This window comes from Aminobacter carboxidus (genome assembly GCF_014863355.1).
In the GTDB taxonomy this organism is placed as follows: Bacteria; Pseudomonadota; Alphaproteobacteria; order Rhizobiales; family Rhizobiaceae; genus Aminobacter; species Aminobacter carboxidus.
This window is the reverse complement of record NZ_JACZEP010000002.1, coordinates 152,859-178,449: the sequence shown is the minus strand read 5'-3', so window position 1 is coordinate 178,449 and position 25,591 is coordinate 152,859. Positions and strand designations below refer to the sequence as shown.

21 protein-coding genes are annotated in these 25,591 nt (G+C 64.9%); 16 read left to right on the top strand and 5 right to left on the bottom strand.

The window, feature by feature from the left end:
* The first annotated feature begins 1 nt into the window (after position 1).
* The 4 genes from hisA (at position 2) to coaA (ending at position 2,946) form a co-directional block, all read left to right on the top strand.
* Positions 2-766, top strand: a complete 765-nt coding sequence (gene hisA, locus IHE39_RS08445; protein WP_192566169.1) for a 1-(5-phosphoribosyl)-5-[(5-phosphoribosylamino)methylideneamino]imidazole-4-carboxamide isomerase — start codon at positions 2-4, stop codon at positions 764-766.
* Entirely contained in the window at positions 763-1,548 is a 786-nt protein-coding gene (gene hisF, locus IHE39_RS08440) for an imidazole glycerol phosphate synthase subunit HisF (protein ID WP_184768414.1), read from the top strand. The genes hisA and hisF overlap by 4 nt, the downstream gene beginning before the upstream one ends.
* A gap of 79 nt (positions 1,549-1,627) precedes the next feature.
* Positions 1,628-1,954, top strand: a complete 327-nt coding sequence (locus IHE39_RS08435) for a phosphoribosyl-ATP diphosphatase (RefSeq protein ID WP_192566168.1) — start codon at positions 1,628-1,630, stop codon at positions 1,952-1,954.
* Between the two features lie 29 nt (positions 1,955-1,983).
* The gene (gene coaA / locus IHE39_RS08430) at positions 1,984-2,946 is read left to right on the top strand and encodes a type I pantothenate kinase (RefSeq protein WP_184768416.1); all 963 of its coding nucleotides are present in this window, start codon (positions 1,984-1,986) and stop codon (positions 2,944-2,946) included.
* A 20-nt stretch (positions 2,947-2,966) separates the two neighbouring features.
* On the opposite strand, the gene IHE39_RS08425 is transcribed toward coaA, so the two are convergent.
* The 4 genes from IHE39_RS08425 to IHE39_RS08410 all read right to left on the bottom strand — a co-directional run bounded on the left by IHE39_RS08425 (position 2,967) and on the right by IHE39_RS08410 (position 6,415).
* Entirely contained in the window at positions 2,967-3,590 is a 624-nt protein-coding gene (locus IHE39_RS08425) for an alpha-ketoglutarate-dependent dioxygenase AlkB family protein (RefSeq protein WP_184768417.1), read from the bottom strand.
* A 93-nt stretch (positions 3,591-3,683) separates the two neighbouring features.
* On the bottom strand, positions 3,684-4,199 hold the full coding sequence (gene lysM / locus IHE39_RS08420; protein ID WP_184768418.1) for a peptidoglycan-binding protein LysM: 516 nt from the start codon (positions 4,197-4,199) through the stop codon (positions 3,684-3,686).
* A gap of 80 nt (positions 4,200-4,279) precedes the next feature.
* Positions 4,280-4,717, bottom strand: a complete 438-nt coding sequence (gene arfB / locus IHE39_RS08415) for an alternative ribosome rescue aminoacyl-tRNA hydrolase ArfB (protein WP_184768419.1) — start codon at positions 4,715-4,717, stop codon at positions 4,280-4,282.
* Positions 4,718-4,804: 87 nt separating this feature from the next.
* Positions 4,805-6,415, bottom strand: a complete 1,611-nt coding sequence (locus IHE39_RS08410; RefSeq protein WP_192566167.1) for a phosphoenolpyruvate carboxykinase — start codon at positions 6,413-6,415, stop codon at positions 4,805-4,807.
* Positions 6,416-6,772: 357 nt separating this feature from the next.
* On the opposite strand from IHE39_RS08410, the gene IHE39_RS08405 reads away from it, so the two are divergent.
* The 12 genes from IHE39_RS08405 (at position 6,773) to trxA (ending at position 24,166) form a co-directional block, all read left to right on the top strand.
* The gene (locus IHE39_RS08405) at positions 6,773-7,474 is read left to right on the top strand and encodes a response regulator transcription factor (RefSeq protein ID WP_109578295.1); all 702 of its coding nucleotides are present in this window, start codon (positions 6,773-6,775) and stop codon (positions 7,472-7,474) included.
* 28 nt (positions 7,475-7,502) lie between these two features.
* The gene (locus IHE39_RS08400) at positions 7,503-9,263 is read left to right on the top strand and encodes a sensor histidine kinase (RefSeq protein WP_184768613.1); all 1,761 of its coding nucleotides are present in this window, start codon (positions 7,503-7,505) and stop codon (positions 9,261-9,263) included.
* A 3-nt stretch (positions 9,264-9,266) separates the two neighbouring features.
* Complete coding sequence (locus IHE39_RS08395) at positions 9,267-9,713, top strand: HPr kinase/phosphorylase (protein ID WP_343070071.1); 447 nt, start codon at positions 9,267-9,269, stop codon at positions 9,711-9,713.
* A gap of 162 nt (positions 9,714-9,875) precedes the next feature.
* Positions 9,876-10,277 (top strand): PTS sugar transporter subunit IIA, encoded by a 402-nt coding sequence (locus tag IHE39_RS08390; protein WP_184768421.1) that lies wholly within the window; start codon positions 9,876-9,878, stop codon positions 10,275-10,277.
* The gene (locus IHE39_RS08385; RefSeq protein ID WP_192566166.1) at positions 10,274-10,576 is read left to right on the top strand and encodes an HPr family phosphocarrier protein; all 303 of its coding nucleotides are present in this window, start codon (positions 10,274-10,276) and stop codon (positions 10,574-10,576) included. The genes IHE39_RS08390 and IHE39_RS08385 overlap by 4 nt, the downstream gene beginning before the upstream one ends.
* A gap of 151 nt (positions 10,577-10,727) precedes the next feature.
* A complete protein-coding gene (gene ahcY / locus IHE39_RS08380; protein WP_184768423.1) occupies positions 10,728-12,128 on the top strand; it encodes an adenosylhomocysteinase in 1,401 nt (466 codons plus the stop codon).
* Between the two features lie 196 nt (positions 12,129-12,324).
* On the top strand, positions 12,325-14,874 hold the full coding sequence (locus tag IHE39_RS08375) for a sensor histidine kinase (RefSeq protein ID WP_192566165.1): 2,550 nt from the start codon (positions 12,325-12,327) through the stop codon (positions 14,872-14,874).
* A 4-nt stretch (positions 14,875-14,878) separates the two neighbouring features.
* Positions 14,879-16,387, top strand: coding sequence for a tRNA (adenosine(37)-N6)-threonylcarbamoyltransferase complex ATPase subunit type 1 TsaE (gene tsaE, locus IHE39_RS08370; protein WP_192566164.1), 1,509 nt, complete (start codon positions 14,879-14,881; stop codon positions 16,385-16,387).
* A gap of 36 nt (positions 16,388-16,423) precedes the next feature.
* A complete protein-coding gene (locus IHE39_RS08365) occupies positions 16,424-17,128 on the top strand; it encodes a nucleotidyltransferase family protein (RefSeq protein WP_192566585.1) in 705 nt (234 codons plus the stop codon).
* Positions 17,125-20,250, top strand: a complete 3,126-nt coding sequence (gene addB / locus IHE39_RS08360; RefSeq protein WP_192566163.1) for a double-strand break repair protein AddB — start codon at positions 17,125-17,127, stop codon at positions 20,248-20,250. Before IHE39_RS08365 ends, addB begins: the two co-directional genes overlap by 4 nt.
* Positions 20,247-23,771, top strand: coding sequence for a double-strand break repair helicase AddA (addA, locus tag IHE39_RS08355; protein WP_192566162.1), 3,525 nt, complete (start codon positions 20,247-20,249; stop codon positions 23,769-23,771). Before addB ends, addA begins: the two co-directional genes overlap by 4 nt.
* A 74-nt stretch (positions 23,772-23,845) precedes the next feature.
* Positions 23,846-24,166 carry a thioredoxin gene (trxA, locus tag IHE39_RS08350; RefSeq protein ID WP_067955731.1) on the top strand — a complete coding sequence of 107 codons (321 nt, stop codon included), beginning with the start codon at positions 23,846-23,848 and terminating at the stop codon, positions 24,164-24,166.
* Positions 24,167-24,243: 77 nt separating this feature from the next.
* Here trxA and IHE39_RS08345 read toward each other — a convergent pair whose 3' ends face one another.
* Complete coding sequence (locus IHE39_RS08345) at positions 24,244-25,575, bottom strand: bifunctional folylpolyglutamate synthase/dihydrofolate synthase (RefSeq protein ID WP_192566161.1); 1,332 nt, start codon at positions 25,573-25,575, stop codon at positions 24,244-24,246.
* Positions 25,576-25,591: the final 16 nt, after the last annotated feature.

The window sequence follows — 25,591 nt, the reverse complement described above, 5'->3', positions numbered from 1 at the left end:
CATGATCCTTTTCCCCGCCATCGACCTCAAGGATGGCCAGTGCGTGCGCCTCAAGCTCGGCGACATGGACCAGGCGACCGTCTACAACGATGATCCCGGCGCCCAGGCGAAAGCCTTCGAGGACCAGGGCTTCGAGTGGCTGCACGTGGTCGACCTCAATGGCGCCTTCGCCGGCGAGAGCGTCAATGGCGCGGCGGTCGAGGCAATCCTCAAGGCGACGAAGAACCCGGTCCAGCTCGGCGGCGGCATCCGTACGCTCGCCCATATCGAGGGCTGGCTGGACAAGGGCCTCGCCCGCGTCATCTTAGGCACGGTGGCCGTGCGCAATCCTGAACTGGTCAAGGAAGCTTGCCGTAAATTCCCCGGCAAGGTCGCCGTCGGCATCGACGCCAAGGGCGGCAAGGTTGCCGTCGAGGGCTGGGCCGAAGCCTCCAGCCTCGGCGTCGTGGAGCTTGCCAGGAAGTTCGAGGGTGCCGGCGTCGCAGCCATCATCTACACCGACATCGACCGCGACGGCGTGCTGGCCGGCATCAACTGGGATTCGACCATCGATCTTGCCGAGGCGGTGTCGATCCCGGTCATCGCCTCCGGCGGCCTCGCCTCGCTCGCCGACATCGTGCGCATGACGATGCCCGATGCCAAGAAGCTCGAAGGAGCCATCTCCGGCCGCGCGCTCTACGACGGCCGCATCGACCCGGTCCAGGCTTTGGCGATCCTGCGCGGCGAGTTGAAGCCAGAGCCGGGCCTGTTCGAGGAGCGGCCATGACCCTCAAGGCCCGCGTCATCCCCTGCCTCGATGTGAAAGATGGTCGAGTAGTGAAGGGCGTACAGTTCGTCGATCTGATCGACGCCGGCGATCCGGTCGAGGCCGCCAAGGCCTATGATGCGGCGGGTGCCGACGAACTCTGCTTCCTCGACATCACCGCCTCGTCCGACAACCGCGAGACCATTTTCGACGTCATCGCCCGCACCGCCGAGCAGTGCTTCATGCCGCTGACGGTCGGTGGTGGCGTGCGCCAGGTCGCAGACATCCGCAAGCTGCTTTTGGCCGGGGCCGACAAGGTGTCGATCAACACGGCGGCGGTGAAGAACCCATCCTTCGTCGCCGAGGCCGCCGACAAGTTCGGCAACCAGTGCATCGTCGTTGCCATCGACGCCAAGAAGGTTTCAGCGGCGAACGAGACCGATCGCTGGGAAATCTTCACCCATGGTGGCCGCGAGCGCACCGGCATCGACGCCGTCGAATTCGCCCGCAAGGTCGTCGACCTCGGCGCCGGCGAAATCCTGCTGACCTCGATGGACCGCGACGGCACCAAGATCGGCTACGACATCGCATTGACCCGTGCTGTGGCCGACGCGGTGCGCGCGCCGGTCATCGCCTCAGGTGGCGTCGGCAATCTCGACCACATGGTCGCTGGCATCCGCGACGGCCATGCCACCGCCGTTCTCGCCGCCTCGATCTTCCATTTCGGCACCTACACCATTGCCGAGGCCAAGGCACACATGGCAAAAGCGGGCTTGCCGATGCGGCTCGATCCCATTGGTTGATTAGCATGATCCCGAAAAGTGGAAACCGGTTTTCGGAAAAGATCATGCTACAACAAATAGATAGACTGCCGAGGCCCAGATGAGCGCATTCTCCCTTTCCGATCTGGAAAAGATCGTCACTGAGCGCGCCCGCTCGGGCGATGCCAGTTCCTGGACCGCCAAGCTCTACCAGTCGGGCATGGAGCGCGCGGCCAAGAAACTTGGCGAAGAGGCGGTCGAGACCGTGATCGCCGCGGTCAAGGGCGACGATGGCGCCCTCGTTTCGGAAAGTGCCGATCTCCTTTATCATTGGCTCGTCGTGCTGGCCGTCGCCGGCATTCCGATGACTGACGTGATGGCCGAGCTGGAGCGGCGCACCTCGCAGTCCGGAATTGCCGAAAAGGCCTCGCGCAACAACGAAGTCTGACCCCAGTCAGGACCTGCAGGGAAGATTCGATGGATCAGCTCGCGCCGACGGACAAATATTCCCCCTACTGGTTCTTTTCCGCCGAGCATTGGGCGGGCTTTGGCGCCGACATGTCGATGACATTGACCCAGGACGAGGTTGGGCGGCTGAGCTCGATGTATGAGCCGATCGACCTCGAGGAAGTCCGCCGCATCTACCTGTCGCTGTCGCGACTGCTGTCGGCCCATGTCGAGACCAGCCAGCAGCTGTTTCGCCAGCGCCAGCGCTTCTTCAACTCGGAGAAGAAGGGCACCAAGACCCCCTTCATCATTGGCATGGCCGGCTCGGTCGCCGTCGGCAAGTCGACCACCGCGCGCATCCTGAAAGAGCTGCTGACCCGCTGGCCGTCGAGCCCGAAGGTCGATCTCGTCACGACGGACGGCTTCCTCCACCCCAACGAGGTCCTGCGCCGCGACAATCTGATGGAGCGCAAGGGCTTTCCCGACAGCTATGACGTCGGCGCGCTGCTGCGTTTCCTCTCGGCCATCAAGTCGGGCCAGCCCAATGTCCGCGCCCCTGTCTACTCGCATCTGACCTATGACGTCATGCCCGGCGAGTTCGTCAGCGTCGACCGCCCCGACATCCTGATCTTCGAGGGCATCAACGTGCTGCAGCCGCGTGAGCTGCCCAAGGATGGCAAGTTCGTGCCGTTCGTCTCCGATTTCTTCGACTTCTCGATCTATATCGACGCCGACGAGCAGATCATCCACGAGTGGTACATCGACCGCTTCATGCGGCTGCGCGAGACCGCCTTCCGCAATCCGCAGTCCTTCTTCCACCGCTATTCACAGCTGTCGGAAGATGCGGCACGGGCGATTGCCGAAGGGCTCTGGGCCAACATCAACCTGAAGAACCTGCGCGAGAACATTCTTCCGACGCGCCCGCGCGCCGACCTGATCCTCAAGAAGGGTGCTGGCCATCTCGTCGAAGAAGTGGCGATCCGCAAGCTTTGAGGATTCGACCCGATCGGCGGTTACACTGCGGCCGGCTTCGTCACCCGCCGAAGCGTCAGGTTGATTCGCCCGCCCTGCTTCAACAGCGCCGAGGTCATCGGATAGACGCGGTCGACGCCATGGAAGGCGAGCCGCCCCTCCCCGCCCAGCACCACAACGTCGCCGCTTTCAAGCCGGAACGACACCGAGCGGTCGTCTCGCCTGACACCGCCGACGCGGAACAGGCAGGCGTCGCCCAGCGACACCGAGACGACAGGGGCGTCGAACTCGCGTTCGTCGCGATCCTGGTGCAGGCCCATCTTGGCAGTTTCGGTGTAGAAATTGACCAGGCAGGCTTCCGGCGGATGCGGATAGCCCGCAACTTCGCGCCATAGACCCAGCAGCGCCTCGGGGATTTGCGGCCATGGTTCGCCGCTGACCGGATGGGTCGGCTGGTAGCGATAGCCGCGCTCCTTGTCGGTGACCCAGCCGAGCGAGCCGCAATTGGTCATGCGCACGCTCATTTCCTTGCCGGTTTTCGGCATGGCGGGCGTGTAGAGCGGTGCTGCCTTCACCACCTCACGGATGCTTTCGACAAGCTTTTCCTGCGCCTCGCGGGTGAGGAAGCCGGGCATGTGGCGGACGCCTTTGGGCAATACGAGCACGGATACCTCGCCTGAATTGGCCGGCCACAATGCCACCTGAAAAGCAAAACGGCGACCCGAAAGCCGCCGTTCCGCATCGAATGAGGTTTCGGATCAGGCCGTCGCGATATCGGGGATACGCAGCACCTGGCCGGGATAGATCTTGTCGGGATGCGACAGCATCGGCTTGTTGGCCTCAAAGATGACGGTGTATTTCGACGCCTTGCCCTTGCCGTACTGGGCTTCGGCGATCTTCGACAGGTTGTCACCCTTCTTGACCGTGTAGAATACCGGCGCCTTGGCCGGTGTCGCCGCCTTGACCAGTTCGGTCATGTCGACATTGCCGTCGAGCTTGAGGCCCGAATCCGGCGCCACGACTTTCAACTCATCGGCCTGCACCTTGGACACACCAAGCGTGTTGCCGACGGCGATAACAGCCTTTTCGAAAATCGACTGGTCCTTGACCACGCCGGTCAGCACGGCGGTGTCGCCCTTGACCACGACCTGTACGTTGTCCGTGCCGAGCTTGTGCGAGTCGAGTTCCTTCTTCAGCGTGTCGGCGCTCGGCGCCTCATCGTCGCCGAAACCAAGCTTCTTGCCGACATTCTTGACGAAATCGAACATGCCCATTCGTGGTCTCCCTTGCTGTGGCAGTTGCCGGAGATTGGCACCTGCAAAACCAAAATGGAAGCAGGATCAGTACTTGGGATCTAATCGCCGTCGACTCGCCCGCGCAGCTTCTTGACTGTCGAGCGGCCGGACTTGGTTTTCAACCTGCGCTCGACCGAACCCTTTGTCGGCCTGGTCTTCTTGCGCGGCGGCGGTGGTGGTTCGGCGGCCTTGGCGACGAGCGCGGTGAGCCTGGCGCGGGCATCGGCGCGGTTCTGCTCCTGCGTCCGGTAGCGCCCGGCCTCGATGACGATGACACCGTCCTTGGTCGCGCGCTGGCCGGCGAGCTTGATGGTGCGCTCGCGCACCCGCTCGGGCAGCCCCGGCGCGTTGGCCGCGTCAAAGCGCAGTTGCACGGCGGTTGCCACCTTGTTGACGTTTTGGCCGCCGGGTCCCGAGGAGCGGATGAAGTTTTCCTCGAGGTCATCGGGATGGATGACCACGTCGTTGGCGATGAAAATCTTGTCGTCGGCGCTCATGCGCCAAGTCATGCCGTGTAGCTGCTGAAAAGAAAAGGCCCGGCGGTGAACCGGGCCTCGTCGAAGTGCTTGAGACGATACTGCTCCTTATTCGGCGGCGTCGAGCACCTGCGGGGCAGCACCCAGCACGGTCGCGTCGACATGGCTTTCGAACTTGCCGAAATTTTCGACGAACATCGACACCAGCTTCTTGGCCTGGCGGTCATAGGCAGCGGCGTCGGCCCAGGTCGAGCGCGGGTCGAGGATGCTGGCGTCGACGCCGGGCACCGAGACCGGTACGGCGAAGCCGAAATTCGCATCGGTGCGGAACTCGACCGAGTTCAGTGAGCCGACGAGCGCTGCCGACAGCAGTGCGCGCGTCGCCTTGATCGGCATGCGCGAACCGGTGCCATAGGCGCCGCCGGTCCAGCCGGTGTTGACCAGCCAGCAGTCGACATTGTGCTCGGCGATCAGCTGACGCAGCAGGTTGCCGTATTCCGAGGGGTGGCGCGGCATGAAGGGCGCGCCGAAGCAGGTCGAGAAGGTCGCTTCTGGCTCGGTCACGCCACGCTCGGTGCCGGCGACCTTGGCCGTGTAGCCCGACAGGAAGTGATACATCGCCTGGGCGGGCGTCAGCTTGGCGATGGGCGGCATCACGCCGAACGCATCCGCCGTCAGCATGATGATGTTCTTGGGATGGCTGGCCTGGCCGGTGGCGCTGGCATTGGGGATGAAGTCGAGCGGATAGGCGCAGCGGGTGTTTTCGGTGCGCGAGCCGTCGTCGAAGTCCGGCACGCGGTTGTCGTCCAGCACGACATTCTCGAGCACTGTGCCGAAGCGTTGGGTGGTGGCGAAGATCTCCGGCTCGGCCTCGGCCGACAGGCGGATCGTCTTGGCGTAGCAGCCGCCTTCGAAGTTGAAGATGCCGTGCGGGCCCCAGCCGTGCTCGTCGTCGCCGATCAGTGTGCGCTTGGGGTCGGCCGACAGCGTCGTCTTGCCGGTGCCCGACAGGCCGAAGAACACGGCGGCGTCGCCGTCGGGGCCTTCATTCGCCGAGCAGTGCATCGGCATCACGCCTTTGGTCGGCAGCAGGTAGTTGAGCGCGGTGAACACCGACTTCTTCATCTCGCCGGCATAGGCGGTGCCGCCGATCAGCACGATCATGCGGGTCAGGTCGACGGCGATCACGGTTTCGCTGCGGGTGCCGTGGCGGGCCGGGTCGGCGCGGAACGAAGGCAGGTCGATGATCGTCATCTCGGGCACGAAGGCGGCGAGCTCGGCTTCCGTCGGACGGATCAACAGGTTGCGGATGAACATCGAGTGCCAGGCGAATTCGGTGACAACACGTGTCGGCAGGCACAGCGTACGGTCAGCGCCGCCGATCAGGTCCTGCACGTAAAGGTCCTTGTCGGCAGCCTGGGCCAGGAAATCGGCGTGCAGCGCATCGAATTGCGCCCGGCTGATCGGCTTGTTGTTGTCCCACCAGACATGGGCTTCGGTGTTTTCGTCGCGCACGACGAACTTGTCCTTGGGCGAACGGCCGGTGTGCTGGCCGGTTTCGGCGACGAGTGCGCCATGGGCGGTCAGGCGAGCCTCGCCGCGGCGGATCGCTTCTTCGGTGAGAAATGCAGCGCCAAAGTTGTAACGGACGGTGCCCGACGTTTTGAGCCCTGCCGTTTCGATCCCGCAGGCGGGATTTCGCTTACCGGTTTCGGTCATCTAGTGAAGCCTCGTAGCCATGACGCTGTGTCCGGTCTACGGGCCGGACGCCGCCGTCCCAACGGGACTGAGGCAGGCTGAAACAGAAAAGGTCAGCGATTTCAAATCATTAATCGATTTAAAAATTTTGAAATTTATCTAAATCGTTTAAAAGATGGGGAACGGTGCGGCGACCCATACAAGATCGGCGGTTTTTTGTTCGAGCTTTGGCGTCGCCGCCCCATATAAGGCAGGCACAAGGCATGGCGGTTGCGCTCCCCGCGATCGGCGGCTATGCCACATTTTGTACCTAATTTGTCCTGCACAAGCCCTGCTCGAAGCAGGAAGGGACACCGGCTCATGAGGGAGCAGCAGGAAATGGCAACGATCGCGCTTGTCGACGACGACCGCAACATTTTGACATCGGTTTCGATCGCACTGGAGTCCGAGGGCTACCGTGTCGAGACCTACACGGATGGTGCATCGGCGCTCGAAGGGCTGGCGGCGCGTCCGCCGAACCTCGCCATCCTCGACATCAAGATGCCGCGCATGGACGGCATGGAGCTTTTGCGCCGGCTGCGCCAGAAGACCGACCTGCCGGTGATCTTCCTGACCTCCAAGGATGACGAGATCGACGAGCTCTTCGGTCTCAAGATGGGCGCCGACGATTTCATCCGCAAGCCGTTCTCGCAGCGCCTGCTTGTCGAGCGCGTCCGCGCCGTGCTGCGCCGGGCAAGTGCCCGCGAAGCTGCCACCAAGGCGCCGACGCAGCAGGCCCGGTCGCTCGAGCGTGGCCAACTGGTGATGGACCAGGAGCGCCATACCTGCACCTGGAAGGGCGAGCCGGTCGTCCTCACCGTCACCGAATTCCTGATCCTGCACTCGCTGGCGCAGCGCCCCGGCGTGGTCAAGAGCCGCGACGCTCTGATGGATTCGGCTTATGATGAGCAGGTCTATGTCGACGACCGCACCATCGACAGCCACATCAAGCGCCTGCGCAAGAAGTTCAAGGCTGTCGACGACGACTTCGAGATGATCGAAACCCTTTACGGTGTCGGCTACAGATTCCGCGAAGCGTGATATCGGCGAGGGCTGAGATCACATGGCGATGGACGCAGAGATCAGGAAGCCGGCGGCCGCCTCCAAGCGGCCGCGCGGCCGCCTGCTGTTTCTCGACCGGACCCGCATCCGCCTGAGCCGCCTGCTCGGCCACTACTTCTTTTCGAGCCTGACCCGCCGCATCCTGTTCCTGAATCTCGCCGGCCTTGCAGTTCTGGTCGCCGGCATCTTCTATCTCAATGCGTTTCGCGGCGCGCTGATCGAAGCGCGCGTCGAAAGCCTGATGACGCAGGGCGGCATCATTGCCGGCGCCATCGCCTCGTCCGCCACGGTCGAGACCGATGCCATCAGGATCGACCCTGAAAAGCTGCTGGAGCTGCAGGCCGGCGAAAGCCTCGGGCCTGGCACCGACCAACTCGACAGCCTCGACTTCCCGATCAATCCGGAGCGCGTGGCGCCGCTGCTGCGCCGCCTGATCTCGCCGACCCGGACGCGCGCCCGCATCTACGACCGCGACGCCAACCTGTTGCTCGACTCGCGCCACCAGATTCTGCGCTACGACCTGCCTCCGGTCGAGGAAGAAGAGCCGACGCTGATCGAGCGGGCACAGAAGTTCGTCTTCGACTTTTTCGTCGACTCCTCGCTGCCGGTCTACAAGGAGCAGCCCGGTGGCAATGGTGCCGCGTTCCCCGAGGTCGTGCAGGCACTGACCGGCGGGCCGGCGACCATCGTCCGTGTCAGCGAGCAGGGCGAGCAGATCGTTTCGGTTGCGGTGCCGATCCAGCGTTTCCGCGCCGTCCTCGGCGTGCTGATGCTGTCGACTGAAGGCGGCGACATCGACAAGATCGTCGCTGCCGAGCAAAAGGCCATCCTGCGCGTCTTCGGCGTCGCTGCGCTCGTCACCGCCATTTTGTCGATGCTGCTGGCCTCGACCATCGCGACCCCTCTGCGCCGGCTGTCGGCCGCTGCCAATCGCGTGCGGCGCGGCGGCAAGAACCGCGAGGAGATCCCCGATTTCTCCGATCGCCAGGACGAGATCGGCAACCTGTCGGTTGCCGTGCGCGACATGACCAATGCGCTTTACGCGCGCATCGAGGCGATCGAGAGCTTTGCCGCCGACGTCAGCCATGAGCTCAAGAACCCGCTGACCTCGCTGCGCAGTGCCGTCGAAACCTTGCCGCTCGCCAAGAACGAAAATTCGCGGGCGCGCTTGATGGAGGTCATCCAGCACGACGTGCGCCGCCTCGACCGGCTGATAACAGACATTTCCGACGCCTCGCGTCTGGATGCCGAACTGGCCCGCGAAGACGCGAGCAAGGTCGACCTCAAGAAGTTCGTCGGCGATCTGGTTGCGGTGTCACGCGAGACCGGCCGTCACAAGAAGCCGGTCGAGATCGAATTCAATCCGGCCAAGCTGCCGGCCGGCGTGAAGAACTACAATGTCGCCGGCCACGATCTGCGCATCGGCCAGGTCATCACCAACCTGATCGAAAACGCCCGCTCCTTCGTGCCCGACGATCATGGCCACATCGCCATTTCGCTGGCGCGGGTCGGCAAGTTCAACGTCATAACGGTCGAGGACAACGGTCCCGGCATCCGCGCCGAAAACATCGACCGCATCTTCGAACGTTTTTATACCGACAGGCCTGCCGGTGAAGCCTTCGGCCAGAATTCGGGCCTTGGCCTGTCGATCAGCCGCCAGATCGTCGAAGCCCATGGCGGCACGCTGACGGCCGAAAACATCACCGGCACCAAGCCGGGCGAACTCAAGGGCGCGCGTTTCATCGTCGCCTTCCCGGCCGAAAGCTGATCCGTGCAGCCGATCAACATGCATGCCACGGCGATCGTGCTCGGCGAGCGCGGTGTGCTGGTGGCCGGTCCGTCTGGCTCCGGCAAGACCGCGCTGGCCATGGCGCTGGTTGAAAGGTTCCGCGCGGCCGGCCGCTTTGCCAGGCTCGTGTCGGACGACCAGGTGTTCCTTTTGGCCCATCAGGGGCGGCTAGTCTGCCATGCGCCTGCAACAATCGCCGGCCTCGTCGAAGTCAGGGGTCTCGGTCCCGTTCCTGCCGAATATGAGGCAGCCGCAGCGATCGACCTGCTTGTCAGGCTTGTACCAGTCAATGAGGTCGAGCGTTTTCCCGAGCCTGCAAGTGAGCTTCTTCTGGGTTGCAGAGTGCCTATGGCTATGCTCGCCGAGCGCGAAATCACCTCGACCATACCCGCCGTACTCGCGGCGCTCGGCGCCTGGTTTTTGGCCTGAGCCTGCCCAACATTTTTGCTGCATTGCGTCAAAATGGCATGTCGTGCCGTAAATTGGGGCTTGTAAACGCCCTCGCCGTCGACAAGATAGCGCTCCCGCCCCCAAGGAGGCGGCAAAAATACTGCGCGGCTGTGAAAGGGCCATGACGGGAGCCATGACAGAATGATCGGACTCGTGCTTGTGACGCACGGTCAACTGGCTGAGGAGTTCCGCCATGCCGTGGAACACGTCGTCGGACCGCAGGAAAATTTCGAGACCGTCTCCATCGGCGCCGATGACGATATGGCCCAGCGCCGCAGCGACATCATCGATGCGGTCGCCCGCGCCGACACCGGCACCGGCGTCGTCGTCTTGACAGATATGTTTGGCGGCACGCCGTCGAACCTCGCCATCTCGGTGATGGAAGCCGGCCGCGTCGAAGTCATCGCCGGCATGAACCTGCCGATGCTGATCAAGCTGACCAGCGTGCGCAAGGCCGACAATATGCCCGGCGCCCTCGACGAGGCGCAGGCGGCAGGCCGCAAATACATCAACGTTGCAAGTCAGGTGTTGAGCGGCAAATGAGCGGCATGCCCTACTCGCCCGAGAAGGGCCACCTCGTCAGGGACCTCGCCATCGTCAACCAGCGCGGCCTGCACGCGCGCGCTTCGGCGAAGTTCGTCCAGATCGCCGGCGAATTCCAGGCCTCGATCAGCGTCGAGAAGGACGGCATTTCGGTCGGCGGCACCTCGATCATGGGCCTGATGATGCTGGCCGCCAGCCCCGGCTGCACGATCCGGGTGACCGCCAGCGGTCCCGAAGCCGACCAGGCGATGGAAGCGCTTGCGACCCTCGTCGCCGCCCGCTTCGGCGAGGAGTGCTGATCGCCGGGCATCAATCCAGCGACATGCACGAATAAAGATTTCTTTATGTCCCATTGTCGATGACGGCCCGATCTGGTAGTCAGGCCGATCTTTCGCGCGCCCTTTCAAGCCTCCCGCTCGGCGCGCAGTAAAACAGGAATCGGAGCAAGCCATGACGGGTAGCAAGGATTATCTGGTCGCCGACATTTCGCTCGCCGGCTGGGGTCGCAAGGAAATCGAGATCGCCGAAACCGAAATGCCGGGCCTGATGGCCTGCCGCGAGGAATTCGGCGAAGCAAAGCCGCTCAAGGGCGCGCGCATTTCCGGCTCGCTGCATATGACGATCCAGACGGCCGTGCTGATCGAGACGCTGAAGGAACTCGGCGCCGACATCCGTTGGGCCTCGTGCAACATCTTCTCGACCCAGGACCACGCTGCCGCGGCAATCGCCGAAACGGGCATCCCGGTCTTCGCCGTCAAGGGCGAGACGCTCGAGGAATACTGGCAGTACACCGACCAGATCTTCCAGTGGACCGACGGTGGCGCCACCAACATGATCCTCGATGATGGCGGCGACGCCACCATGTACATCCTGATCGGCGCCCGCGCCGAAGCCGGCGAGAACGTGCTGTCCAACCCGGGCAGCGAGGAAGAAGAGATCCTGTTTGCCCAGATCAAGAAGCGCATGGCCGAAACGCCGGGCTTCTTCGCCAAGCACAAGGCCGCCATCCGTGGCGTCACCGAAGAGACCACGACCGGCGTCAACCGTCTCTACCAGTTGCAGAAGAAGGGCCTGCTGCCCTTCCCGGCGATCAACGTCAACGACTCGGTCACCAAGTCGAAGTTCGACAACAAGTATGGCTGCAAGGAATCGCTGGTCGACGGCATTCGCCGCGGCACCGACGTCATGATGGCCGGTAAGGTTGCCGTCGTCTGCGGTTATGGCGACGTCGGCAAGGGCTCGGCAGCCTCGCTGCAGGGTGCCGGCGCCCGCGTTAAGGTCACCGAAGTCGACCCGATCTGCGCGCTGCAGGCAGCGATGGACGGCTTTGAAGTCGTGACGCTCGAAGACGCTGCTCCGTCCGCCGACATCGTCATCACCACGACCGGCAACAAGGACGTCATCACCCTCGACCATATGCGCCTGATGAAGGACATGGTCATCGTCGGCAACATCGGCCACTTCGACAACGAAATCCAGGTTGCTGCTCTGCGCAATCTGAAGTGGACCAACGTCAAGCCGCAGGTCGACATGATCTCCTTCCCCGACGGCAAGCGCATGATCCTGCTGTCGGAAGGCCGTCTGCTCAACCTCGGCAACGCTACGGGCCATCCGAGCTTCGTGATGTCGGCGTCGTTCACCAACCAGACGCTGGCCCAGATCGAACTCTGGACCAAGCCCGGCCACTACAAGAACGAGGTCTATGTGCTGCCCAAGCACCTCGACGAGAAGGTCGCGCGCCTGCATCTCGACAAGCTTGGCGCCAAGCTGACCACGCTGAGCGATGAGCAGGCGACCTATATCGGCGTCACGCCGAAGGGTCCGTTCAAGCCGGAACACTACCGCTATTAACCATAGCGAATAAACATACCACATATTGAAGCCGGGCGATTGACTTTCGCCCGGCTTCTCTTTTTGCGCAAACGCCTTCTTCACGGCGATTCGCCTACCGGGTATTGTGACGTGATTCGTCACGCGCCCGTCCTCGGCGGGATTATGGGGGCGCTTCAGGGCGGTCTCGCATTCAGGCGGCGGAGAGGAACAAGACATGCCGGGGGAATACCCGCTTCCAGCGGGACAGGCCGTTTCCGGCGGCCACCAGGATTCGCAGATGGCCCGTTCCAGCGGCAGGTGGCAGACCATGCGTCGGCTCGGCGGCCGCGCAGCTGTCGTCCTGCTTGGTGCCAGCGCTCTTTGCACGCCTTTCGGTTTCGCCCATGCCCAGCAGGCATCAGTTGCCGGCCTGCCGGTGAGCACGGCGGAAGTCATCCAGCTTGCCATGTTCGTCGGCGTGATGGGTGCTGCCCTGATTTCCGCCATAGCGCTGATCCGCGAAAAGGGTCGCATCAGCGCCGAAAATGCCGAGCTGCGCGGGCGTGTCGCCGATCTCAATGCGTCGCTGCAGCGCTCGGAGGCCCTGCTCAACCTGCGTGACCAGCGCGTCATCGTCTGGGCCAACGAAAACAAGAAGCCCGAGCTCGTCGGTTCGCTGCCGATCGAGACCGGTGCGCCGGATGACCGTGCCGCCTTCCTCGGCTTCGGCCGCTGGCTGATGCCGCGTTCGGCTGCAGCACTCGAAAACGCCATCGCCGCCTTGCGCGACAGGGGCACCGCTTTCGAACTGATCGCCGAGACCCATGCCAATGCCGCGCTCGAGGTCCATGGCCGCAAGAGCGGCGCCCATGTCATCGTCCGCTTTGTCTCGATTTCCGAGGCGCAGCGCGGCCAGGCGCGGCTGAAGCTCGAAAACCAGCGCCTGAGTGCCGAATACGAGACGCTGATCGGCCTGATGGACGCCATCGACATGCCGTTCTGGATGCGCGATGCCGACGGCCGCCTGAAATGGGTCAACAAGGCCTTCGCCAAGGCCGTCGAAGCAGTGGATTCGTCCGCCGCAATCCGCGACGGCAAGGAGTTCCTCGGCACCCAGTCGCGCGAGGCTATCGTCCAGCAACACCAGACGCGGCCGCTGTTCCAGCAGACGCTTTCGACCGTCATCGACGGTGACCGCAAGATGTTTGCCGTCACCGACGTGGTCGGCAAGGAAGGCTCGGCTGGCATTGCCGCCGACATGAGTGCCGCCGAGGCCATCCGTGAAGAATACAGCCTGGTCGTGCGCAGCCACGCCGATACGCTCGACCAGGTCGCCACCGCGGTTGCCACCTTCGACGCCGGCCAGAAGCTGCGTTTCTACAACAACGCCTTCCAGAAGCTCTGGGACCTCGACGCCGGCTACATCTCAAGCGCGCCCGACAATGCGCTGCTGCTCGACCGCCTGCGCAGCGAACGCAAGCTGCCGGAACAGCAGGAATGGCGCCGCTGGAAGGAGAACCTGTTGTCGGCCTATCGCGCCGTCGACCCGCAGGAGCATCTCTGGCACCTGCCCGATGGCCGCACCATCCGCGTCGTTGCCAATCCGCAGCCCAAGGGCGGCGTCACCTGGGTATTCGAGAACCTGACCGAGAGGATCGATCTCGAAAGCCGCTACACCACCGCGGTGCGTGTCCAGAGCGAAACCCTCGACAACTTGGCCGAAGGCGTCGTCGTCTTTGGCCCCGACGGCCGTATCCGCCTGTTCAATCCAGCCTTCGGCCAGCTCTGGGGCGTCTCGCCGGATGCGCTACGGCAGAGCACGCATATCTCGGCCATCCGGGCAGAATGCGACACGCGGGCCGAGAAAAGCCCGTGGGGCGATTTCGTTTCCGCCGTCACCGGCTTCGACGAACGCAGCGACCGTCATGGCCAGACCGAGCTCAAGAACGGCTCGGTGCTGCAACATGCGGTCATCCACCTGCCCAATGGCCAGGTGATGCTGACCTTCGTCGACGTCACCGACAGCGTCAATGTCGAGCGCGCGCTGAAGGACAAGAACGAGGCGCTGCAACGCGCCGACCAGATCAAGAACGAGTTCGTCCAGCACGTGTCCTACGAGCTGCGCTCGCCGCTGACCAACATCATCGGCTTCACCGAGCTGTTGTCGCTGCCCGGCACGGGGCCGCTGTCACCGCGCCAGCGCGAATATGTCGAGCATATCGGCTCGTCGTCGGGCGTGCTGCTGACCATCGTCAACGATATCCTCGACCTGGCCACCGTCGACGCCGGCATCATGCAGCTCGATATTTCGGAAGTTCATGTCGATCGCGCCATCGAGGCCGCCGCCGAACTAGTCGCCGACCGGCTGGAGGAGCACTCGATCAAGCTCGCCATCGAGGTCAAGGGCGCGCCCAAGAGCTTCAATGGCGACGAGACCCGCGTGCGCCAGATTCTCTACAATCTGCTCAGCAACGCGGTGAACTACGCACCAGCGGCGAGCACCATCACGCTCGCTTGCCGCCAGCGTGCCGAAGGCATTGAATTCTCCGTCCATGACGATGGCCCGGGCGTGCCGCCCGAAGTGCTCGACACCATGTTCCAGCGCTTCGAATCCCGCGTCAACGGTGGCCGCAAGCGCGGTGCGGGCCTTGGCCTGTCGATCGTCAAGAGCTTCGTCGAACTGCATGGCGGCACGGTCCGCATCGACAGCGGCAAGGATCTTGGCACCACGGTGATCTGCCTGTTCCCAGACGTGCCCGCTGGCGTCCGGGTCGCGGCGGAGTAGGCCCTTGGTCACGGCCAGATCGCTGGAACGATTCCTGCCCGACGAGGCCGCGACCACGCAGCTGGGCGAGGACCTCGCCATGGCGGTGCTGCCGGGCGACGTGTTCCTGCTCGATGGCGACCTCGGCGCCGGCAAGTCGACACTGGCGCGCGGCCTGATCCGCACCCTGGCCGGCGATCCGGCGCATGAGGTGCCGAGCCCGACCTTCACGCTGGTCCAGAGCTACGATACGCCTGTTGCCGTTCATCATTTCGACCTCTACCGCCTGTCTTCATCAGATGAGCTGGAAGAGCTCGGTTTCGACGAGGCGGTAAGCTCCGGTGTGGCGCTGGTCGAATGGCCCGAACGGGCCGCCGAAGCGATGCCTGATACCAGCCTGCGGATCGCGTTTCAGCATGAAGGCGACGGCCGCCGCGTGACCATTACAGGCGATGGTCCGGCGTTCGGCCGCATTGCTCGCTCGCTGGCCATGCGCGATTTCCTCACGGCTTCAGGTTGGGGCGAGGCTCATCGCGCGCGTTTCATCGGCGACGCCTCGGCCCGCGCCTATGAGACGGTGACACTGGAAGGCCATGCGCCGCTGGTGCTGATGAACTCGCCGCGCATGGTGCTCGGCCCGCCTGTCCGCGACGGCAAGCCTTATGCTGAGATCGCCCACACCGCCCAGACCGTCGCCGCCTTCGCCGCCATCGACAAGGCGCTGGCTTCGGGCGGCGTCACCGTGCCCGGCATCGTCGCCCAGGACCTCGATCAGGGCTTTCTGCTGCTCGAGCATCTCGGCGAAGGCGCCTTCCTCGATCCGGACGGCAAGCCGGTCGCTGCGCGCTACGCCGCCGCGGCGGAACTGCTGGCAATGATTCACGGGAAACACTGGAACAACCGGCTCGAGGTCGCACCCGGCGTCGTCCATCAGGTGCCTCCCTTCGACCGCGACGCGCTGATGATCGAGGTCGATCTCCTGCTTGCCTGGTACGTGCCGGCGGTCACCGGCGCGCCGGCATCGGATGCGCTGCGCGACGGCTACCATGCCGCCTGGAATGCCGCCTTCGACCGCCTCGCCGACAAGCAATATGGCCTCGTGCTGCGCGACTATCATTCGCCCAACATCATCTGGCGCTCCGATCGTCTCGGCCATGACCGCCTCGGCATCGTCGATTTCCAGGACGCGCTGATCGGCCCGGTGGCCTACGACGTTGCCTCGCTCGCCATGGATGCGCGGGTCACCGTGTCGCCCGACATCGAGCGCAGCACCGTCGATGCCTATGTCGCGGCTCGTCGTGCTGCGGGCGGCTTCGACGAGGCCGCCTTCCGCGAGGCCTATGCCATCATGGCGGCGCAGCGCAATTCGAAGATCCTCGGCATCTTCGTCCGCCTCGACCGGCGCGACGGCAAGCCGCAATATCTCAGGCACCTGCCGCGCATCAGGGACTACCTGCACCGCTCTCTTTCTCACCCGGCACTTGCAGAACTGCGCGACTTCTACCGCGACAACCGCCTGATCGAGGAGTTCTGACGCGTGAGTGGGCCTGCCAAAAACCCCTCCGTCGCCATGGTTCTCGCCGCCGGCCTTGGCAAGCGAATGCGGCCGATCACCGATACGATGCCCAAACCGCTGGTGCGGATATCAGGCAAGACCCTGCTCGACTGGGGGTTGGACAGCCTTGCCGAAGCGGGCGTCGAACGGGCCGTCGTCAACGTCCACTACCTGCCCGACCAGATCGTCGAGCACGTCGCTTCCCGCCACGCGCCACGCATCGAAATCTCCGACGAGCGCGACGGGCTGCTCGATTCCGCCGGCGGCATCGTCCGGGCGCTGCCTAAGCTTGGCGCAGCACCGTTCTATATCGTCAACGCCGATACCTTCTGGATCGACGAAGGTGAACCGAACCTGACCCGCCTCGCCCTTGCCTGGGATGCCGGCCGCATGGATATTCTCCTGATGCTGGCGGACCTGAAACAGGCGACCGGACATTCCGGTAGCACCGACTTCCTCGTCGCGTCCGACGGTACGTTGCGCCGTGCCAAGGGCGCGCCCGAAGGCCTGATCTATGCCGGCGCGGCGATCGTCCACCCGCGCCTGTTTGCCGCTGCCGCCGAGGCGCCGCACTCGCTCAACCGCTACTTCGACGAGGCCATCGCATCCGGGCGGCTCCATGGCATGCGCATGTCGGGCAGCTGGGTCACCGTCGGCACGCCCGATGCCATTGCACCCGCCGAGGCAGCGGTGAAAAGGGCATTGGCGGAGGCGTTATGAGCGGCCGCGCGTCGCCACGCGTCTTTTCCATACCGCCCGGCACCCCCTTCCTGCCGACATTGGCGGCATCGCTGCTCGACGGCAGCTTGATACCCGACTTCCGCTTCGACGGCGATCCGCTGGCGCTGGCCGACGTCACCATCTACGTGCCGACGAGACGTGCCGCGCGCGCCTTGCGTGGCGTCTTCGTCGACGCCGGCGGTGGCAGCTCGGCGATCTTGCCTGTCATCAAGCCGCTCGGCGAATTCGACGAGGACGAGGCAGCGTTCGAGGCCGAAGGTGCCGGTGCGCTCGACCTCGCGCCGCCGGTTTCGGCCACTGACCGCCTGCTCTTGCTTGCGCCCCTGGTGCGTGCCTGGAAGCGTCGCCTTCCCGCCCATGTCGCTGCCTTGTTCGAGGAGGAGATCGTCGTGCCGGCATCGTCCGCCGACGCCATCTGGCTGGCGCGCGATTTGGCAGGACTGATAGACGAGATCGAGACCGAAGGCTCCGACTGGTCACGGCTTGCCGGCCTGGTGACGGGCGAGCTGTCGGGCTGGTGGCAGGTGACGCTCGACTTCCTTTCCATCGTCACCGGCGCCTGGCCGGAAATGCTGAAGGAGCGCGGCCAGTCCAATCCTGCCGCGCACCGCAGCGCGCTGATCCGCCTCGAAGCAGAGCGGCTGAAGCGCAATCCACCCCACGGGCCGGTCATAGCGGCGGGCTCTACCGGCTCCATCCCGGCCACCGCCGAACTGCTCGCAGCCATATCGCGCCTGCCGCGCGGCGCGGTTGTGCTTCCGGGGCTGGATGCTACGCTTGACCAGCGCGCCTACGAGACGATCAGTGAGATCGGCGCCAGGGCCTCAGTGCTCGGCCACCCACAATACGGTCTCGCCAAGCTGATCGGCAAGATCGGCATCCTGCGCGACGACGTCGACGAACTGGGCGCACCGACCCGCGCCATGGTCAGGCGCGCGGCCATCGTCGGCGAAGCGCTGCGGCCCGCGGAAACCACTGACGCCTGGGCTGAAAAACGCGGCGCCGTCGACGATGCCGAGATTGCGGATGCCTTCGCCGGCGTCACGCTGCTCGAAGCCGCGCATGAGCGTGACGAGGCGGCGGCGATCGCGATTGCGCTTCGCCAGGCGGTGGCGCAGCCTGGCCATCGCGCGGCACTTGTCACCAGCGACCGCAGCCTTGCCCGCCGCGTCGCCGCCGAGCTTCGCCGCTTCGGCATCCAGGCCGACGATTCCGGTGGCGTGCCGTTGGCCAATACCCCGCCAGCCGCACTTTTGCGTACCATGCTCGCAGCCGCCTACCGCCCGGGCGATCCGGTGGCGGTGCTGTCGCTGCTCAAGCATCCGCTGCTGCGCCTTGGCCGCGAGCGTTCGGCGGTCCGGCGCGCAGCCGAAACCCTCGAACTCGTCGTTCTGCGCGGCGGCGTCGGCCGGCCTGATGTCGCCGGGCTCGCCGAGGATTTCGAGGCCCGATTGACCAGCATGGGTGGCGCATCGCGCAAACCGTTCTGGTTCGACCGCATCAGCGCGCGCCGCATCGAGGAAGCCCGCGACATCGCCAACAAGCTCGTCACTGGCCTGGCGCCGCTGGTTGCCTTCCGTGGCGACGCGCAGGTCGAACTGGCTGCGGTCATCAGGGCGACCGTCGCGGCGCTGGAAAATATCGCGCGCGACGAGCATGGCGGTCTCGGCACGCTCTATGCCGGCGATGCCGGCGCCAAGCTCGCCGAATCGCTGCGTTCGCTCGTCGCGGCGCAGGCGTCGTTCAGCTTCGCCGCTGCCGAGTGGCCCGATGTCATGGATGCGCTGGTGGCGCCCGAGGCGGTCAAGCCGGCGCAAGGTGCCGACCGTGCCATTGCCATCTGGGGTGCGCTCGAAGCCCGCCTGCAAACGGTCGATACGTTGGTCATCGGCGCTCTCAACGAAGGCAGCTGGCCGCGCAAGGCCGAGGCCGACCGCTTCATGTCGCGCGTCATGAAGACCGGCATCGATCTCGAACCGCCGGAACGCCGCATCGGCCTTGCCGCCCATGATTTCCAGATGGCGATGGGCGCGAAGAATGTCGTCTTGTCGCGCTCCGCCCGCTCGGGCGACGCGCCCGCCGTGCCATCGCGCTGGCTGCAACGCCTGCTCACCTATGTCGGCCCCGACCATGCAGCGGTGTTGCGAAAACGCGGCGAAAGCCTTCTCCACTGGGCGCGCGCGCTCGATGCCGGTGCAAAGACCGATTTCGCCTCCCGTCCCGAGCCGAGGCCGCCGGTGGAGGTCAGGCCGCGCCGCTTCAGCATCACCGAGATCGAGACACTGCGCCGCGACCCTTATGCCGTCTATGCCAGGCGTATCCTTGGCCTGTCGGCGATCGACCCGCTGGTGCGCGATCCCGGCGCCGCCGAGCGCGGTACGCTGTTCCACGACATCCTGCACCTGTTTTCGTCTGCTATCGTCGATCCGCGCGCGCCCAATGCGTTCGATGCGCTGATCGCAGCCGGCCGCCACTGCTTTGCCGAAGCAGCCCTGCCCGCCGATGTCGAGGCCGTCTGGTGGCCGCGTTTCGAGCGCCTGGCGGTCAACATCCTGGATTGGGAGCGCAGCCGCGCCGATGCGGTGGCATCCCGCCACGCCGAGGAAGGTGCTTCGGCCGTCGAGGTCGGGCTCAGCGGCGTAACGCTGTCCGGCCGCGCCGACCGCGTCGACCTGCTCGCCGGCGGCATGGCCGATATCCTCGACTACAAGACCGGATCGTCGCCGTCCAAGGCGCAAGCGCATACGCTGATCTCGCCGCAGCTGGCGCTCGAAGGCGCGCTTTTGCGGCGCGGCGCCTTCCGCGAGCTTGGCAAGCGAGAGCCCTCGCAACTCGCCTTCATCAGGTTGAAGCCGAATGGCGAAGTGTTCGAGGAATCGATCCTCGAGCACAACCGCAAGCCCAAATCGGCCATCGAACTGTCGGAAGAAGCCTGGACCCGGCTGGAACAACTGCTGCTGCACTACAACGATCCGACGACGGGCTATCTCTCGCGTGCCCTGCCCTTCCGCGAAGGCGAGACCGACGGCGACTACGACCATCTCGCCCGCGTGCTCGAATGGTCGGCCGGCGGCGATGGCGGTGCGGAGGGCGAGGAATGAAAAAGGCATTCTTCGTCCCTACCGAAACCGCCGAGCGCCAGACGCGCGCGTCCGATCCGGCCAATTCGGTCTGGGTGTCGGCCAATGCCGGCTCGGGCAAGACCCATGTGCTGTCGCAGCGCGTGATGCGGCTTCTGCTGCGCGGCACCGATCCCTCGAAAATACTCTGTCTAACGTACACGCGCGCGGCCGCCGCCAACATGTCGAACCGCGTCTTCTCCAACCTGTCCGAATGGACAATGCTGCCCGATGCCGAGCTTGCCGGGCGCATATCGGCCCTCGATGGCGCGCGGCCCGATGCGGCCAAGCTGCGTCGAGCCAGGCGGCTGTTTGCCGAGGCACTGGAAACGCCGGGCGGGCTGAAGATTCAGACCATCCACGCCTTCTGCGAGTCGGTGCTGCACCAGTTCCCGCTTGAGGCCAACATCGCCGCCCATTTCGAAATGCTCGACTCGCAGATGGAGGCGACTTTGTTCGCCACCGCGCGCCGCGACATGGTCACCGGTGCCGGCGAGCACAATCCCGAACTCGCCGAAGCTTTCGCCAAGGTGCTGGAGCGTGGCGGCGAGGCCGGGCTCGATGCGCTGCTCGCCGAGATCGTGCGCAAGCGAGACGGACTGCGCGCCTTCATCGCTCAGGTTCAAGATCTCAACTTCGAAGCGCTCTACCAAGAGTTCGGTTTCTCGCCCGGTGACAGCGCCGAAGCCATCGCTGCTTCGATCTGGCCGCTGCCCGGTTTTGAACCCGTCTTCTTCAACGACTTCGCTGCGGCCGCCGAGGCGACCGACGCGCGCAGCGTGCTCAACAACATCCTGCCCTACGCTCGTCTCGCCTATGCCGAAGCCGACCCGATCCGCCGGCTTTCGCTTCTGCGCGGTGCCTTCCTCAAGGCCGACGGTGATCCCTACAACCCGTCGAGCGCCTTCAAGAAGGCGCTGCTCGACCGGCTGCGCGATCTTCCCGAGCGCTATGCGGCGACAGCAACTGCCATCACCGAGGCGGCCGACCGGCTCGCTCATTTCCGCATGCTGGAGGCGACGCAAGCGGCGCTGACCATCGCCGACTGGCTGATCGCCCGCTACGAACGGCTGAAGACCGGGCGCGGCTTTCTCGACTTCAACGATCTCATCACCCGCACCGTCAACCTGCTGGCGCGTCCCGACGCGGGCCCCTGGGTGCAGTACAAGCTCGACAAAGGCATCGACCACATCCTGCTCGACGAAGCACAGGACACCAGCCCCGACCAGTGGGAAGTGGTGAAGCGGCTGGCAGAAGAGTTTTTCTCCGGCTTCAGCGCCCGCGACAATGTCCACCGCACGGTCTTTGCCGTCGGCGACGAAAAGCAGTCGATCTATTCGTTCCAGGGCGCGGCACCTGAATCCTTCGACAATTCCAAGCATGAATTCGCCGGCCGTATCCGTGATGCCAATGCGCGTTTCGAAGACGTCACGCTGACCTGGTCGTTCCGCTCGACCGACGACGTGCTGTCGGCCGTCGATCGCGTGTTCGAAGACAGCAGCGTCCGCCGTGGCGTTACCCGCGCGCCCGAGCCGCCGAGCCACAAGGCGATCCGTACCGGTGCGGCAGGCTATGTCGAGGTCTGGCCCTCCGTCGGTGCTGATGCGGTCGACGAGCCCGACGACTGGCGCAAGCCCATCGACCACGCCCATGCGCCCGCCGTTGTCGTCGCCGAGCAGGTAGCGGCCACCATCCGCAAATGGCTCGACGAGCGCGAGGTCATCGAAGGCACGGGAAAACGCCTGCGCGCCGGCGACGTCATGGTGCTGGTGCGCAAGCGCGACCGCTTCGTCCACGCCCTGTCGCGGGCGCTGAAGCGCCGCGACATTCCCGTTGCCGGTGCCGACCGGTTGAGCCTGCCCGGCCACATCGCGGTCAAAGACCTGATCGCGCTCGGCCGCTTCCTGATCCAGCCGGAGGATGACCTGTCGCTGGCCGCCGTCCTGCGCAGCCCGATCTTCGGCCTGTCGGAAGATGCGCTGTTTGTGCTTTCGGCCAATCGCGGCAGCGGACGGTCGTTGATCGCTTCGCTGCGCGATCAGACCGATGCGGCATTTGCCGAGGTTGCCGCAACGCTCGAGGCCTGGGCGACGGAAGCTGCATTCCGCCCGATCTTCGAGTTCTATGCCGGCGTTCTCTCGGGTGGCCCCAACCGCGACGGTGTGCGCCGGAGAATGATCTCGCGCCTCGGCCAGGAGGCCGGCGACATCCTCGACGAGTTTCTCAACTTCTGCCTCGCCGAGGAGCGCACCGGCCTGCCTGGCCTCGAATCCTTCCTGTCGACGCTCGAAAGTGCTGGCCCCGAGATCAAGCGCGAGATGGACCAGACGCGTGACGAGGTCCGCATCATGACCGTCCACGCCGCCAAGGGCCTGGAGGCACCGGTCGTCTTTCTCGTCGACAGCGGCTCGGCCCCGTTCAGCGACCAGCATCTGCCGCGCCTGATGCCGTTCGTCGCGCAAGGCCGGCACTGGCAGGGCAAGGGATATCTCTGGCGTGCCGGAGCCGAAGTCGCCAACGCCTTCTCCAAGGGTGCCAGCGCGCTGGCCCGCGATCTCGCCGACGACGAGTACCGGCGCCTGCTCTATGTCGGCATGACGCGTGCCGAGGACCGGCTGGTCGTCTGCGGCTATCACGGCAAGCGCCAGCCCGGCCTCAACACCTGGCATTCGATCGTCAGCCGCGCGCTCTCGGTGGCTTCGGAGAGCGAGGAGCGCAGCCATCCCGTCATATCAGACAGGATCGTCCATCGTTTCCGCGTCACGCCATTGCCCGCAGCGCCCCTGTCGGCACCGGAACCGACGGCCGGCGACAGTCCGCGCATCGAACCCTTGCCCGACGGCCTCTATGCCACCCCGCCACCCTTCGACGACCTGCCGCGGCCGCTGTCGCCGTCGGGCGCTTCGGCGCTGATCGAGGAAACACAGGAAGCCGTCATCTCGGGGCGCTCGCCGGTGCTCGATGCCGAAGGCGAACCGGGCTTCGCCATCGCCCGCGGCTCGGCCCTTCATAGGCTGCTGCAGATGCTGCCGCGCCTTGACCCGGAAGCACGCCAGTCCGCCGCCGAGCGCTACCTCGCCCGTACCGGCCGCGACTGGCCGGAAGCGGAGCGCGCCGCGGCCCTGGCGTCCGTCCTTTCGGTCCTTGACGACCCACGGTTTTCGCCCCTGTTTTCGCCGGCCTCGCGCGCCGAAGTGTCGGTGATGGGCAGCCTTGATGTCAGGGGAAAGCCGCGTTCGGTGTCGGGCAAGATCGACCGCCTGGCGGTTACCGACAGCGAGGTCCTGATCGTCGACTACAAGACCAACCGGCCCCCGCCCGCCTCGTTCCAGGAGGTGCCGAACGCCTATGTCGTGCAGCTTGCGCTCTACCGCGCGCTGCTTCAGCCGCTCTATCCCGGCAAGACGGTTTCCGCCGCACTGCTGTTCACCGAGGCGCCGCGGCTGGTCGCCGTGCCGGCCGTGGCGATGGATGCCGCCCTTGTTCGACTCACCCAAGCGTGACACAACGGGTGCTTGACCAAGGGGCCGCGCACTACCACATATGGCGCGACAGACAACTCCAAGAGGACCTCATCATGGCCACCGTCAAGATCGACAACAGCAATTTCAAGTCCGGCGTACTTGAGGCCAAAGAGCCGGTGGTCGTCGATTTCTGGGCCGAATGGTGCGGCCCCTGCAAGATGATCGGTCCGTCGCTCGAAGAGATTTCCAACGAGCTCGCCGGCAAGGTCAAGATCACCAAGGTCAACATCGACGAGAACCCCGAGATCGCCGCCCAGTTCGGCGTGCGCTCGATCCCGACGCTGATGATCTTCAAGGACGGCGAAGTTGCCGACATCAAGGTCGGCGCGCTGCCCAAGACAGCACTGTCGCACTGGATCAGCGGCAACGTCTGATCGCCCGTATCTTTCCAATTGAAAAAGCCCGGTTTTGGCCGGGCTTTTTTGTATCTCGAATAGGCTGCTGGACGGCCTCAGGTCGGTGGCGTTCCGTTTGCCGCCAGCACCTCGCCCGCCAGATAGAGCGAACCGCCGATCAGGATGCGCGGTGCCGGCTCGTTCTCGTCCCAGGTATCGCGCAGCAGCATCAGCGCATTGGCGACCGAGCTCACCGGCTCGGCCGACAGGCCGGCCTCGGTAGCGCGCACCGCCAGTTCCTCGTTGGGAACGCCGGCGTCGCTCATCGTCACCGGCACGGTGTAGACATGGCGTGCCATGCCATGGAACGGCCGGAAATAGCCGGTCTGGTCTTTGGTGTTGATCATGCCGGAGATCAAAAACAGCGGCCGCGGGAACTTCTCTTCCTGCTCGGTCAGTGCTTCGGCGATGACGGTGCCGGCGCCGGGATTGTGGCCGCCGTCGATCCACACCTCAGCACCCTTCGGCGCCAGGGAGGTCAGCGCGCCCTGCGGCAGGCGCTGCATGCGACCGGGCCAGGCGACCGACGCCATCGCCTTGTCGGCGGCGCGCTCGCTGATCGGAAAGCCGGCCGCCTTGACCGCGGCGATCGCCGCGGCGGCGTTGGCGAACTGGTGACGGCCGGGCAGGCGCGGCGGCGACAGATCCATCAAGCCGGTCTGGTCCTGATAGATCATCCGGCCGTTTTCCTCGAAGGCGACGAAGTCCTGGCCATAGACCTCGAGTGGGCAATTCAACCGCTCGGCGGTGTCGATCAGCACCTGCTGTGCCGCCTCGGTTTCCTGCGCGCCGACGACGACAGGGCAGCCGCGCTTGATGATGCCGGCCTTTTCGGCGGCGATCAGCTCGACCTTGTCGCCGAGATAGGCCTCGTGGTCCATCGACACCGGCATGATCACCGAGCAGGCCGATCTCTTGATGACGTTGGTCGCGTCGAAGCGTCCGCCAAGCCCGACCTCGATGATGCAGACGTCGGCCGGATGCTCCGAAAACAGCACGAAGGTGACGGCGGTGAGGATTTCGAAGACGGTGATCTTCTCGCCGGCATTGGCCTTGCCGACGCGGCGCACCGCATCCGCCAGCACGTCGTCGGCGACGAGCTTGCCGCCGCCCGGTGCTGCCAGCCGGTAGCGCTCGTGCCAGTTCACCAGATGCGGCGAGGTGTGCACGTGCACCAATAGCCCCTGGGCTTCGAGCAGCGCGCGCGAGAAGGCGGCGCACGAACCCTTGCCGTTGGTGCCGGCGATGTGGATCACCGGCGGCATGTGATCTTGCGGATTGCCGAGCCTTTCGAGCAGCCGCGAGATGCGGTCGAGCGAAAGGTCGAAGCCCTTCGGATGCAGCGCCAAAAGGCGCTCGATTTCGAGATCGGCTTCGAGCGTGGTCATGGCATTTCCTCGGGCG

Bases quoted from the DNA above. Each gene is read 5' to 3' on its own strand.
- hisA (WP_192566169.1), top strand. From the start codon at position 2: ATGATCCTTTTCCCCGCCATCGACCTCAAGGATGGCCAGTGCGTGCGC.
- hisF (WP_184768414.1), top strand. From the start codon at position 763: ATGACCCTCAAGGCCCGCGTCATCCCCTGCCTCGATGTGAAAGATGGT.
- IHE39_RS08435 (WP_192566168.1), top strand. From the start codon at position 1,628: ATGAGCGCATTCTCCCTTTCCGATCTGGAAAAGATCGTCACTGAGCGC.
- coaA (WP_184768416.1), top strand. From the start codon at position 1,984: ATGGATCAGCTCGCGCCGACGGACAAATATTCCCCCTACTGGTTCTTT.
- lysM (WP_184768418.1), bottom strand. From the start codon at position 4,199: ATGGGCATGTTCGATTTCGTCAAGAATGTCGGCAAGAAGCTTGGTTTC.
- arfB (WP_184768419.1), bottom strand. From the start codon at position 4,717: ATGAGCGCCGACGACAAGATTTTCATCGCCAACGACGTGGTCATCCAT.
- IHE39_RS08410 (WP_192566167.1), bottom strand. From the start codon at position 6,415: ATGACCGAAACCGGTAAGCGAAATCCCGCCTGCGGGATCGAAACGGCA.
- IHE39_RS08405 (WP_109578295.1), top strand. From the start codon at position 6,773: ATGGCAACGATCGCGCTTGTCGACGACGACCGCAACATTTTGACATCG.
- IHE39_RS08400 (WP_184768613.1), top strand. From the start codon at position 7,503: ATGGACGCAGAGATCAGGAAGCCGGCGGCCGCCTCCAAGCGGCCGCGC.
- IHE39_RS08390 (WP_184768421.1), top strand. From the start codon at position 9,876: ATGATCGGACTCGTGCTTGTGACGCACGGTCAACTGGCTGAGGAGTTC.
- IHE39_RS08385 (WP_192566166.1), top strand. From the start codon at position 10,274: ATGAGCGGCATGCCCTACTCGCCCGAGAAGGGCCACCTCGTCAGGGAC.
- ahcY (WP_184768423.1), top strand. From the start codon at position 10,728: ATGACGGGTAGCAAGGATTATCTGGTCGCCGACATTTCGCTCGCCGGC.
- IHE39_RS08375 (WP_192566165.1), top strand. From the start codon at position 12,325: ATGCCGGGGGAATACCCGCTTCCAGCGGGACAGGCCGTTTCCGGCGGC.
- IHE39_RS08365 (WP_192566585.1), top strand. From the start codon at position 16,424: ATGGTTCTCGCCGCCGGCCTTGGCAAGCGAATGCGGCCGATCACCGAT.
- addB (WP_192566163.1), top strand. From the start codon at position 17,125: ATGAGCGGCCGCGCGTCGCCACGCGTCTTTTCCATACCGCCCGGCACC.
- addA (WP_192566162.1), top strand. From the start codon at position 20,247: ATGAAAAAGGCATTCTTCGTCCCTACCGAAACCGCCGAGCGCCAGACG.
- trxA (WP_067955731.1), top strand. From the start codon at position 23,846: ATGGCCACCGTCAAGATCGACAACAGCAATTTCAAGTCCGGCGTACTT.
- IHE39_RS08345 (WP_192566161.1), bottom strand. From the start codon at position 25,575: ATGACCACGCTCGAAGCCGATCTCGAAATCGAGCGCCTTTTGGCGCTG.